Raw genomic sequence first — 13,548 nt, forward strand, 5'->3', positions numbered from 1 at the left:
GCTAGCTTTTTTAACATTCATCTTATACTACGCAAAAAGGGGGTATCTCAGCTTGAGATACCCCCTTTTCCTTTAGAAATTAATCAGTGACAAGATATTATTAGCAAACAGATTGCTGACTTTCGTTTCCTCTGCGGCAACCTTCGCCGTTGCGACAATCGGACTTGTCGGTGCTTGTCCCATTACTAAAGTTTCGATATTTAGTAATGGTAAATCTCTCGTAAAGATGTCTGGCGTCGTTTCCACGTACCAAGTTGGTGTCGTGATGTGTTCAATCAACGGAATCGCCACACTAGCAATGGTGTTCACCGCCACTTCAGCTTTTTCCTCTGACTCAGCCTCGTGGTCATATTGTTCCAGGTCATAAGCCTCAATGATCGCCACTAATTTCTTAGCATAATTGACATCTGTTGCATAACGACCTTGCAGATATTCAGCCGCGGCTTCATAACTTTCAGCCTCATCTTTCCAAGCTCCGCGATAAAATTCTTCATCATAAGTTAAGCCGTCTTGAATCAGCTCAATATAATCTTCCAGACTTTCTTTATAGGAAGGATACGCCCGGAAATTCGCTACAATTGTATAGACATCGCCATTTGCCCGATGTTCATTGGTGCGCATAGCCACGCTTTCCCCTTCATACTCCCCTTTGATGCCAAAGAGATTATAGTAAGGTTCGCTGGCTAGGCCGCTATTACCTGAGCCAGATTCCAAAATGGCTTGGGCAATCATGACAGAGGCGTAAACGTTGTGCTCTAAGCCCAACTCTCGCGCATCTTCGGCAATTTTTTTAATGAAGTCTTCAGTTGTTTGATTCTTATCCACTTGGAAAACGGGATCTTCAAACAGACTGCCGGGCATTTGTAAGCCCGCGTCTTTCACCCGAACGGCATAATCGGGACGATAGCCGCCTAAAGAATCCACTCGAACTTTTGTGCCAGGTTCTGGTGCATGAATAAATTGGTCGTTCCCAATATAAATCGCCACGTGATAGCTTGGTGAAGTGGCACTTCCCCAGAAAAGCAGGTCCCCCGGTTGGGCCTCACTAACAGGAATTTGTGTACCGGCAAATTGCTGATCCCCGGTCCAGCCACCAATATATTTGCCTGTTGCTTTCATATAAACATAGTAAGCTAAGCCAGAACAGTCAAAGGTTCCAGGCCCTTTCGCTCCCCATACATAGTCTTTGCCAATATGTCGAAAAGCCTCATTGACAATGGCTTGTTGGGCTTGATTAGATAAAACTGGCACATTTTGATCTTCAGCTAGGAAGGACTCCACCGCTTTTTTAGTGGTTTCCTTTTTTGTTTTTTCTTTCTTAGTCTTTTGCTTTGTTTTTTCAGACTTGTTGGATTCTTTCGCTGTTTCTTGCTTATTGGGTTTCGTTTCGTTGGGCTTAGCTGGCTTTTCTGCCGGTTTCTCTGCCTCTGGGTTTTTCTCAGTTTCTGGTTTTACCTCAGGCTTCGTTTCAGGTTTTGTTTCTGCTTCAGCTTCCGGTTGCGCCGGTTCCGCTGGCTTTTCTGGTACCACCTCGGGCTCAGAGGGTTCTGTTGGTGCTTCAGGCTCCGGCTCCACTGGTATTTCCGGCTCAGGAACCGGTTCTGGCTCCACTGGTAACAGCTCAAAGACACCTGTTAGTGTGACCGCCTCATCAGGCATTGTAAAGGTAGCTGTGTGCTCATTGACCCACGTCAGCTCCACCTTTTTCCCTGAGGCTTTTTTCGCAGTGACCTCTTTAAAGGTATAGCCTTCTTGAACGGCCACAAACAGGCTCACTTGTTCGCCAGGAGCGGCTTGTTCAATTGCTTGGACACTGTTGCCCATTTCATCATAAAAAGAGGTGATCGCCTGCAATGCCGGCTGGGTCATCTCTGTTTCAGCATCATTATTTTCACTGGCATAAGCGGCTGTCTGAACCGTCAATGCACTTGGCGCTAGTAACAAACCAATACTTAGTAATCGAATTATTTTTTTATTCATTTTATTTGCTGTAATCAGCGCACGTCCCTTCTTAACCAAATTCTAACCTATTTCTCAAAAACATTATAACACACTTTTATTCAGATAAAAATAATACGCTGTAATTCTCTTTTTTTACATGAAGTGTAAATTTTTGAAAGAATTAAAATATCTCTAGTTATCTTTATTCTATACTGATAAACCAATGCTTGTTTCTGGCCTTCATTAACATAAGGTTTTAAACAATCCTACCTTCTGCCTATGCAAACTTTTATCATTATTTTATAATAAACACAAGGAGGGATACTCATGAAAAAATTGTTTTTAGCAGGTTGTGTTGGGATAACGCTGGGTCTTGCCAGTATCACCGTCGTTTCTCATGATAGTTTTGCGACTACGACAATCGCGGAACAAGCGGTACTGCAAGAAGGTATTTTGAAGCAGCAGTTCACTTTTGACTTAGCACTTTCCGCAACGACCGAGGGCAAGGCGCAATTAATTTGGCAAAACGGTGGACAGACTCATACCACAAATGCCGATTATCAAGTCGGCAAACTGACTGGTAAGGTCGCCTTTACTCAAGTAGGTACTTGGCGACTCACTAAAGTTGTGATTGGCGAGGAGACTTTAACCGATTTACCGGATCTTAGCTATCAAATTTGGCATAGTTTTGCACCTACTTTGACGATTGCTAACCAAACACGTTATCAAGGTCAAAGTGATTATTTAACTAAAGTTAAAGCCGTGGACTATGATGGGACCCCGCTGTCCTTTAAAGAAACCAGCAAAAAACCTGATGTAAAAAAAACGGGTGTCTACACGATTACCGTCTCAGCAAAAGGTAAACGTGAGACCATCACAAAGTCTTTCCAATTAACTATCAAGTCAGCGCTAACCTTAAATGTAAAAAATATTACCTTGATGGAGGGTGACCGCTTTGATCCAAAACAAGCCGTCACCAAAGCCACTGATGCCCTAGAAGGCAATCTTGCTGTTACTACCTCATCTCTAAATACGAAAAAAACAGGAACCTACACGGTCACTTATACCATCAAAAACAAGCGTGGGATTCAGCTTGCTAAGAAAGCAACGGTGACTGTCAAAGCCTACGACACCGTTAAATCTACCCAAAATCTCAAATGGGATGGCGTAATTAAAACTGGCAGCTATACCGTCTTCTCCCGTGTAGAAAATACTAAAGGTGCCAAAGCTGTGAAAAAGGCTAGTGCCGTCAAAGGCGACATCAAGATTACTAAAAAAGCGGTCACTTCGAAAAATCGCACCTACTATTACATTACCAATCACGGTTGGCTCGAGGCCAAAGCGGTGAATGTCTACAATGGTATCCGCTCGCAGAAAACACTGAAGTGGGATGCCAAGGTGGTGAAGAAAAACTACAATCTTTATAGCAAGCCTTGGAATACTAAGGGCTACAAGAAGTTGCGCTCCCTTAATGGTTACTATCAAAAGGACATAAAAATCATTAAATGTGCTACCACAAAACGTGGCACCTACTACCAAATCAAGTCTGGCAATAAAACGTTAGGCTGGGTAGATCATCGGGCCTTTTCCGTCTACAACGGTATTCGTTCACAGAAAAAGGTCAACTACTCCGCCCAAGTTCGCAGTAAAGGACGCGGTCTATATTCCAAGCCATGGAATGTCAAAGGCTATAAAAAGATCACCAAAATGTCCAAGTATTACCACAAGCATGTCACAGTGGTGAAAGAGGCCACGACGATTAATGGAAAATACTATCAGTTGAAATATAACGGCAAGATCATTGGTTGGACCGATCATCGCACTTTTGATCAAAAACAAATCAAATATCGTAAAGTCGAAGATATGCTGCGGAAAAAATACAAAGGAACGAATCTTGGCGTTTACGTACAGCCAGTGAACGGTGGCTACGCTGCCAGTCATAATGGCAAAAAGACCTTTGTGTCCGCTAGTTCAGGCAAATTACCGGTTATCTGGAAAACGCAAAAGCTCATTAACCAAGGCAAACTGAAGCCCAATAAAAAAATCAAATATACGCATAAGATCAATAAGATTCCCCATGCCTATTCGCGCTGGGGCACCGGCCGCCTGCAGTCAGAGGCCTGGGAGGGGCGGCAATACACCGCTGACACGATTTTAAAATACACGATTGTCCATTCAGACAATCAAGGGACCAATATGCTAGCCTATTATTTTGCTAATAAAAATAGCGATGGCTTTATTCGCGAAATTGAAGATATTGTTGGCCACAAATTAAACGATTTTCCTTTCCGAATGTCGGCTAAAGACTTAACCCTTATTATGCGGGAAGTCTATAAAGAAGGTGGTAACGCGGTGAAATATTTGAAAAAGACCGAGTGGGACAATGTCTGGATTCCGCGTGACCTTCCGGTTCCCGTCGCGCATAAAATTGGTTTTGTCGACAGCTATAGCAATGATGTGGCTATCGTTTACGCCAAAGAGCCTTATGTGTTGACTATCATGACCAATGGCCGTGCCAATGTCAGCAATGAAATAAGCAAGATTTCAAAAGATGTCTATAATATTTTGAAATAACATGAAGAAAGAGCCTAGAACATAACTCAAGAAGTTATGTTCTAGGCTCTTCATATTCCGAATAAACGGTGGCAACAGACGCAACAGCTATACACATACAGTTACTGCTAAGCAAAAATAGCATCTTTTCCAACCTCACTATAGTCCTAAAAGACAAATAGAGGATGAAATCAGTCGTCACTGATTTCACCCTCTAATCTTAGTAAGTTTCTTTATGCTATTTTGACTGATCTTCTTTCTTTTTAAAGAATAGGATCAAGCTTGCCAGTAAGGCTAAAATGCCAGCGCCATGCCAGAAAGTGTCTAATTGTTCTCCGGTATTTGGCAGCGAGCCCGTCGCCTTCTTGCCACTGCTCATCACAGCAGAAGTTGGCTTATTGGTCTTTTTACGATTGCCAAACAGACTGGTCTGGGCTTTTTCAGAAGACGTTTGTGTGCCATTCTTTTCAGCAGTCTCCCCATTGTCTTGATTATTTTGACCCTCGTCCTCTTGTTGGTTATTGACGCTATCCTTTTCAGCGTCTTTGTCAGTATCGCTATTAGTATCTTTTTCAGTATCTTTGTCCTGATCAGCGTTTTCCTCTGACTCTTGTTCATTATCCGCTGCGCCCTTCGCTAAGAATTTCAATGTGATGGGTTCAGAGTAGGCGCCTTGATATTCGGCCACTAATTGTACTTCCATTACACCATCACCATTATCAGCGCTGCTTGGTACGTGCAGAGTTTGTTGCGTTAACGCCACGTCGGCTAAATTGTCACTAGCTCCCACTCGTGCCGCTTTGGCAAAATGCCAAGTAAGGTCCTCTTTATTAGGTTTGGCTAATTTCTCGCCGTATTGATCATACACAGCCAAACCAATCTCACCTAGATCATAATCGGTACTGAACACACCCGTCCGCGGTGAGCCGTGGAAATCAATGCGGCTGGCTTTTGCCTGACTGCGAACGATCAGTGGCAATTCACTCGTGATTTTACCGGTTTCAGTGTAATCCGCTGCGTAGGCGACAGTCAAGGTAGTATTACCTTCGCCTACTGTATGCACTTTTCCTTTAATCACATCTGCAACAGTTGTATCCGTAATTTCATAGCTGATCTTAGCTGGATCAACCGGCATTGCCTGACCTTTTTGGTCAAATAATTGTAACTCCAGCTCATCCAAATTAAAGGTTTCGTTTGCTTCATGGGTCATAACCGGCACCTTGCCTTTGACCTTCAAAGTGGTTGGTAAGGCTTGGGCGGTTACCGTTATCCGTACTTCGTTGGAGCGCACGCCAGCTACTACATAAGACAAGAAATAGTCCCCTGCTTGGTCAAAAATGACTTGATCCGCCGTCACAACTGCCCCGTCGCACGTCCATTCTCCTTCAGCTAATGGCAGGACTGCGCCAGTTTGGTCATAGCCTTGCACTTGGACCGCTGACAAATCAAAGACTACGGTCTCATCAGTTAATGCTAGCTCATGACCAGCTGCCCCACTGATAGCTATTTCTACCTCAGCCAAGCTTCTCGCCGCCACTTCCACTGTCACAGGTTCCGAACGCAGTTCCCCTACTTGGTAATAGACTTGGTAAGTACCAGCTGCTGTCGCTTCAAATAACCCGTTGGTAAGTGCGTTGCCGGCTTCGTCAACCCACTCACCTGCCACTGTCATCACTTGGCCATATTGGTCTGTGACGGTGACCGGCAGTGCAGCAAAATCATATTGGAAAATACCATCAGTTAAATATTGTACCTCAGCAAAATCTGTTGCGGGCGCCACGGTGATCGTTGTCGGTTGTGCTGCCTCTTGGGCAGTTACTTCGATCCAATCTGATTTCACTTCGCCATCAATTGCGCGAATTTTATGGGTGCCTACCTTGTTGAACTGGATTCGGCCAGCTTCATCAATCGAAACTACGCTTGGGCGTTGTGCTTCCCACTTGATTGGTCGTACCACTTCTACGTCATCCTCGTTAAACGTCACCGCCTCTAAATAGGCTTCGATTTGAACTGGATCTGCCCCCACGATACCATTTAAGGTTCCGGAAACTTCGATATGGTATTGTGGCTGTGCCGTTTCTTCCCCTAAGATATTGATTGGGACATACGCAGTCTGAGCCAGGTGATTATTTGTGATATAACCTTCTTTTTCATTGACAGGATTAAGCAGATAAGCCGTTTCATCCATCACATATTTCAAGTAGACCCGCCCCGGGTTATTAGCGGTGAATTTCGTGTAGTTGGTTAATGGGTCCGTTGTTAATTTGGCAATATCTGTTTCTGCCATAGCTGCACCGGTTTCATCAACTAAACTCCAATTTCCTTTATCTGCACTGAAACCATAATAAGGGGCACCTACATCATTGACCCCATCTAATACAATACTGTCTAAGTAAAAACTCTCACCAATTGTCATATTATATTCGTAATCATCTGAAAATTCTTTTCTTGTTTGAATAGTATCAAGTGGTTTAACTGGCACTAGCCCTTCTACACTGCTGCCTACTACATTTTGAACAATATCAAAGGAGCCACCTTGAACTGACATTGGTACATTCCCCGAAATAAAATCAGCCGCACTATTAGCATTACTATTTAATTGATCCCAGTTAATTCCTTGAGGATCATTATTACTTTGACGACGAAATACTAAATCTTTCTGAGCGTTGGTGGTATTTCCTTTAAAAGCTGCTGATACTTTAGCCCCTGCCGTAGCATCATTATTATTAGGATTTAGGAAGTAATCAACTACTGTAACATCATAATTTAACGCTACCGGACAGTTATAGGTCATAACATTTTTCTCTGTATAATTTTCCTGCGACATCAAAACTCTTGTATACGGCGGCAGAGCAATTCCTACAGCTGACTCGCGAGAGGTCTCCTCCGTAAGTTCTTCCCCTTTTTCCCAGCCTTTTTCAATCGTTTGCGAGGCGGTAAAGCCTACTTCTAGTGACGCCCCAATTCCTAAGAAAGAAAGGTCTGGTCCTACCGTAATACTTTCTTCAAAGCCATAGCTCTCACTCCCGGTAATTGAGCTGCTAACTGATTTTGAAGATGACTGTGAAATGCTTTGATCTGCTTGAATTTCTTGATCAGTCATGTTTGCAACATCAGAAGCATAGCGGGTTGAACTGTCTTCTCTATTTTGACTAGTCAGATTAGCGTTTTCTTTGAAATAGTTAGACATAACGGGTGACAAACGGAAGTTATGATACACCACAGCAACTGCTCGATAGTGTCCTTTTTTATTTGTCCCCGATGTTTTATAGGTTCCAAAAGTATTGACCAAAACTGTTTCATCCTTACTAGACCCAGTAAATTCCGGTAAGTCTCTTGTTGAACCGCCCTTGTCTCGACCACCACCAGCGTTGTCATAATGCTTATGAAGAGTATTGCGTAACTTATCATTAGCATCTTTCAATGAGCTAGCAATAAAAAAGTCCGATGTTGTATCATAGTCATTGTCACCATTTCTATGATTTTTTTTGTATGAATTTCGTAAAGTCTCCGGTTCTTTCCTCTTATCTTTCAAAAAATTATTACGAATATTAGCCATTTGCGTATTAAACTTGCCTTCATCTGATTTTTCTCCTTTTTGGTCGCTAATGCTACTAGCCACAGTCAGCCAAGATAGTGCCAGCGATTCCTTTTGGTCGTCCACAATAGCGGTATTTGTGTCTTTAGAAAAAAGAAGATCTTTATAGAATTCATCAGGATAATGTGAAAAATTTCTACTCTCTACATTGTAATAATTAATTCCAGAGACATTATCTCTAATAACATTCCCCTCCATGCTTCCCTCGTCATTAGAAAAGACCTGTGAGCTTAGAATATTACCCTCTAATGAGATGGGTGTGGCCAAGGCTGGCACTGCTTGTAAAACCGTGTTACAAACCATTAAAATCCCTAATGTCTTAAATAGTTGCTTTTTCATAAAATACCTCACTTTTAATTTTAATCTTATACAAATTAAAAGTTAACATATTTGTAATTTTATTCAAAGCTATAACTTGCGTTATCCTGTGGAACGACTGTAATTTTATTTAACTCCAATTTTGTATTTACCTGATTAGGAGAAATGAACGTTGTTATTTCAGAAAGCTTCACGACATTCTGTGCTATAATCATGGAAGAAAAATTAAACACTAGGAGTTTTAATATGAATAGAACAAGACATCGGACTTCTCCTTCAAAGCCATTAGTACTGGCCATTGCTTTGATTGGTTTTGCCGCCTTTTTGATGGTCTCGCCACAATTCTTTGACAATAGTTTTATTTTAGGAAATGATGTGATGTTCCACTTCAATCGTTTCTATGATACTTTCAAGCAGTTCCAGACCGGCCATTTTAGTTATTACCAGACACTCTTTGGTTTTTCTCAATCTGGACGGATTATAAATGCCCTCTATGGTCCGGATTTTGCCTATCTCCAAGGACTGCTGCTTTTCGTGGCCAAAAATTGGTTTCGGTATCAGCTCTTATCTGCTTTTTTGTGCTTTTTCGTTTCTGGAATCACGATGTATGCCCTAACTAGCAAGGTAAAAGTTCGCTTTGACCTGCGGATTTTAACTTCCTTACTGTATATGAGTTCTTCTGTCGTGTACTACTATGCTTTATCGCAAAACTATACTAGCTGGGGTGCCGCTTTTGCTCCGCTTATCTACATTCCGGCAATTCGAATCATTCAAAATGAAGAAAAGCCTATTGATGTTCTAGAGCTTTCCTTAGCTGTCACAAGCTTACTATTTTTACACAATTTAACCTTGCTCATTACCTTGATTTCCATTGTTCCCTTTTTCCTGATTGGCTTGATTCGTTCCCGAAAGAAATTGAAACTGTTTGGATTGTTCTTCGGTGCGGTTGGCTTGACGATTTTACTGAACTTCAACACTCTAGTAGGCTTTTTAGATGTGTACCTATCCAATAAAATATTGCCGCCTTGGATTTATGACGACATGCTGGATAAAACAGTGCATTTTTCTTTAGGCGAAAGTGGTTGGAGCGCTTTAGGCATCGTTTTTACTGTCATTATGCTTTTCCAAGTCTTTCATCTGATTTTCCATTGGCATGAAGCGTCACTTTTGGAAAAAATCATTACCGTTGTGGGAGCTACTTTCCTGATTTTATCTTCCAACCTCATTCCTTGGAATTTCATAGCAGATCATCTAGACTTTATAAAAATCCTGCAGTTCCCTCGACGGCTGGCGGTCGTCGCATATATCCTTTTATTACTAGGAAATGCACTAACGTTAGAAAAAATCGATATTTTACATGACGCGAAGCTCCAAAAGCTGCTAGTAATTATTATGGCAGTATTTGCCTTTATCTCTGTTTCCGAAGCCTATAGTAAGGTCTTGGATGCCGCCGAAAAATGGCACACAGATTCGCCAACAGCTGCCGGCAACAACGGTGAGTGGCTTGAGACGAAAAATCCTGATAAAATCCGAGCTGGCTTTACTAGTGGTCGTTTTGAAGATGCCTTCAAAGTCATTCAAAAAGCCACTCCTGATTACTTGCCTTATCCAGATGAGCTGACGGAGGCTGATGTGGTTAATAACGGCAATTATGGTCTTTATGACAAACAAATTATCCATAATAAGCTAGATGTTACCAAAACAATCAACGCGAAAAATGAACTTGTGCTGCACTGGAAGTCTGCCGAAGCGAAAAAAGTCATTCTGCCGGTGATCATTTATGGCCATTCAACTGTAGCTTTCAACGAGAAGACACTGGAGCCTAAAGAAATTCAACGCACACAAATTGGCGCGCCAGAATTAGAAGCACGGGCAGGCGAAAATACCTTGGTAGTTGGTTATAAGCCGGTAATCTCCGTTGGCCTGATGTTTATTGTTAAGATTATTGGGATATTACTAACCCTTATGTTGATTATCTTTAAACTTATGAAAATACGACAAACAAAAAACTCCAGGTAAACGAGTTGCGAACCTTTAGATTAATACTTTTATGCTAGCCCAAAAGGCTGTGTCTTCTTGCTTTCTGCAAGAAAACACAGCCTTTTTAAATTTCTGATGAAACGCTTCATTCAAGCATTTTATCCCTCGTCATCTTGTGCTATTATTTTTCAGAAGGCTTTAATTATATAAGGAGGAAATATCTTGCGTAAATACATCCCCTTCAGCAATCGTCTGCTGATTTTTTTATTTGGACTCATTTTCTTTTTTGCCGGTCAGCTCTTACTGCAACTTCCTGCCGATAGTATCCAAATCGGTGGTTTGGGAAAGACAATTATTAAACTGTTCCAATTGCTGTCAATGGGCGGTCTTGGCGTTAGCCTATTGACCTTGCCAGCCTCAAGCAGCTGGTCTTTGAAGCAAGTCAGCACACAGCTATTAAAGCTATTACTGGCAGTTGGCCTCTTAGTCCTTACAGCGGTATCTATTGGAACCGTGCCCTACGTAGAAACGTTTGCTAATAGCTTATTGACGGTTGTCAGACCTATTTTACCATTTCTACTAGGTTTAGGCGTATTACCGCTTGTTCCAGCGTATCAAGTACCACGACTGAAACAGTGGCGTCTGCCAGTCTTACTAGGTTTGCTCCTGCTAATGTTGGTACTTAGTTGGTGGCAAGCCTCACTGACGACCATGCCTTGGTTATTTTTATTCGTGCCGCTCCTTTACCGTACATTTGGTCAGCTACTCTTTCAAGAGCCAATCCAAAAACGTGCGCTTTGGCTCATCAGCCTAAGCGGACTAATAATGTTAGTCTGCGTTATCTTGTTCCGCCAATCATTTTTACCTTTTCATCAAGAAAGCGGTTTGTTGTTCTCACAAAACTTTCTAATGAATTTTCTCGCGACCCCATTGATTTGCAGCGGGATTGCTTTAATTTTGCCACTACTTGTCTGGACAAGACACCTGCCTGACACTACTAGCCGCTTAAACAATGCCTTCTCAGCCGCACAGTTGACGCTCACACTGCTAGTTGCCATGCCGGTAGCCAGTCAAATGATTGCTCGTATGACCCGGTACTATTTCGAAACAAATGGACGCTTTTTACTGCTATTGACGAAGCTCCTACTGGTATGCCTGGGATTTGTACTACTGTTTTTCTTCTTTAGTCTGGCAATTGACCGATTCTTACTGGATATAGAAGAACGAACGCTTTCTACTACGACCATTATTCTACTTGGCTTTTTCCTAGTCCTAGCTGCTAATTTATGGCTCCTATTGTGTTTGAATGATTTCCGCCTGGTAGATGTAGCCAAATGGCAAGGACGCAGCTTCTTCTTGTTACAGCTTAACCTACTGCTCCTAAGTACGATTTATTTACTGTCGCTCATGCTGTTTAACCGTTTCTGGTATGGCAATATCTTCTTCCTGGTCCTAGCCATTTTGTACGGCTTCGCCAATTATCAAAAATTGCTCTACCGCGATGAGCCGCTCTTGCCAAGCGACCTATCTAACTATGCCGCGCTGCCAGAAGTTGTCCAAATGATTGGAACTGTAATGGTGGTTTTAATCTTACTGAGTTTTGTCGTTCTCATCGGATTTGCTATCTGGCTGCAACGTAAATCAACACGCAAAGCAATCGTCCCTTTACCAATTCGCGTTGGCTTACTAATTTGCTTGATTTTTTTACTTGTTAACGTCGGACAAGCGACTTCAAACTTCAAATATGGCGATAAAGAGAATTGGCTGACAGATACGCTCCATGTGGCTAATTTCGTTCCTCACCCTGAAAGTCTTGCCTATAATGCGCGACTCAATGGACAATTACTAGCTTTTTCAAGCTTGACTAATCTCCAAGCCATGATAACGCTGGATGATTACAACCAAAAAAGCATCCAATCTTTAGAACAAAAGTACCAAAAGCTAGCGTCACAATTGAACAAAGATCGTAAGACTGCGCCAGAAAAACAAACCGTGGTTTATATTCTAAGTGAAAGTTTTTCTGACCCTAGTCGCTTACCCACTGTTGAACTAAAGCCAGACCCAATCCCTTATACTCGCCAGTTAATGCAGGAGACTACCGCCGGTGAGATGCTGAGTATGGGGTACGGCGGCGGGACTGCGAATATCGAATTTGAGGCGCTAACCAGTCTTTCTATGTATAACTTTAATCCAGCCATGACGACACCCTATCTCTTTGTAGTGCCCAAACGAGAACAGCTTTTTTCTATCAATCAACTTTTCGAAAAAAGTATTGCTATCCATCCTTATACAGCATCCACTTATCGACGGGATGCAGCTTTTGAGAAGCTAGGTTTTGATGAATTCTATTACCGTGACAACGAAGAATTTCCTATCAAACATCAGGAAAAGCTTGATAAGTCCCGTTATATCTCTGATGAGGCTGCTTTTACGGAAACATTAGATCACATCAAGCAAAATGATCAGAACCTCTTCATCCAACTAACAACGATGCAAAATCACATGCCATATGATAAGGGGACTTTTAACAATACCATTGAGGTAGCAGGCGATTTGACAGGGCGTAGTAAGCAACAGGTTGCTACCTTCTCACAGGGAATTCACTATTCTGATGAAGCTATGAAACAATTTATTCAGCAGATTGATCAGTTGGATCAGCCTGTCACGCTAGTCTTTTACGGTGACCATCTCCCCTCAATCTATAAGGGAGATATCCTAAATCAGCCTAATATTGAGGTAGACTTACACCTGACTGATTACTTTATTTATAGCAATCAGTCAGCTAAAAACGTCAGTCGACAAGTAACGACTCCCAATATGTTTACCCCGCTGATGCTAGCAGCCACTCAACAAAAGGTTAGTCCTTATTATGCGCTTATGACCGAAGTCGCAGAGAAGCTGCCTGCCATGGAGCTGCAAATGATCGTAGACAATAAAGGTAAGCTGCTCAAAGAAAACGAGCTGTCCAAAGAACAGCTCGCACTCTTACATGATTATCAGTTGATTCAGTATGATATTACAACTGGAAAAGATTATTTGACAGAGAAGTTTTTTGAAGTGAAATAAAGGAGTAAAGATTGCATTTCCTTAGAGGTGCAATCTTTATCGCTATTATCAAGATATCTATATAAATAGAGCTGTTTGCACAAATATTGATT

General features: G+C 42.0%; 5 protein-coding genes. 3 read left to right on the forward strand and 2 right to left on the reverse strand.

Annotated elements, in window-relative coordinates:
- Nucleotides 1-72: 72 nt before the first annotated feature.
- On the reverse strand, nucleotides 73-1,980 hold the full coding sequence (locus tag ECA01S_RS12410) for a glucosaminidase domain-containing protein (protein ID WP_067396071.1): 1,908 nt from the start codon (nucleotides 1,978-1,980) through the stop codon (nucleotides 73-75).
- Between the two features lie 288 nt (nucleotides 1,981-2,268).
- Between ECA01S_RS12410 and ECA01S_RS12415 the strand changes: the two genes are divergently transcribed.
- Nucleotides 2,269-4,515, forward strand: a complete 2,247-nt coding sequence (locus ECA01S_RS12415; protein ID WP_067396073.1) for a GW domain-containing glycosaminoglycan-binding protein — start codon at nucleotides 2,269-2,271, stop codon at nucleotides 4,513-4,515.
- Between the two features lie 217 nt (nucleotides 4,516-4,732).
- On the opposite strand, the gene ECA01S_RS12420 is transcribed toward ECA01S_RS12415, so the two are convergent.
- Nucleotides 4,733-8,431: an LPXTG cell wall anchor domain-containing protein gene (locus tag ECA01S_RS12420; protein WP_067396075.1), complete on the reverse strand. Its 3,699-nt coding sequence runs from the start codon at nucleotides 8,429-8,431 to the stop codon at nucleotides 4,733-4,735.
- 225 nt (nucleotides 8,432-8,656) lie between these two features.
- On the opposite strand from ECA01S_RS12420, the gene ECA01S_RS12425 reads away from it, so the two are divergent.
- Nucleotides 8,657-10,429 carry a putative glycosyltransferase family protein gene (locus tag ECA01S_RS12425; protein WP_067396077.1) on the forward strand — a complete coding sequence of 591 codons (1,773 nt, stop codon included), beginning with the start codon at nucleotides 8,657-8,659 and terminating at the stop codon, nucleotides 10,427-10,429.
- A 183-nt stretch (nucleotides 10,430-10,612) separates the two neighbouring features.
- Complete coding sequence (locus ECA01S_RS12430) at nucleotides 10,613-13,456, forward strand: LTA synthase family protein (RefSeq protein WP_067396080.1); 2,844 nt, start codon at nucleotides 10,613-10,615, stop codon at nucleotides 13,454-13,456.
- Nucleotides 13,457-13,548: the final 92 nt, after the last annotated feature.

Origin of the sequence: Enterococcus canis NBRC 100695, from assembly GCF_001544375.1 — a bacterium.
In the GTDB taxonomy this organism is placed as follows: Bacteria; Bacillota; Bacilli; order Lactobacillales; family Enterococcaceae; genus Enterococcus_H; species Enterococcus_H canis.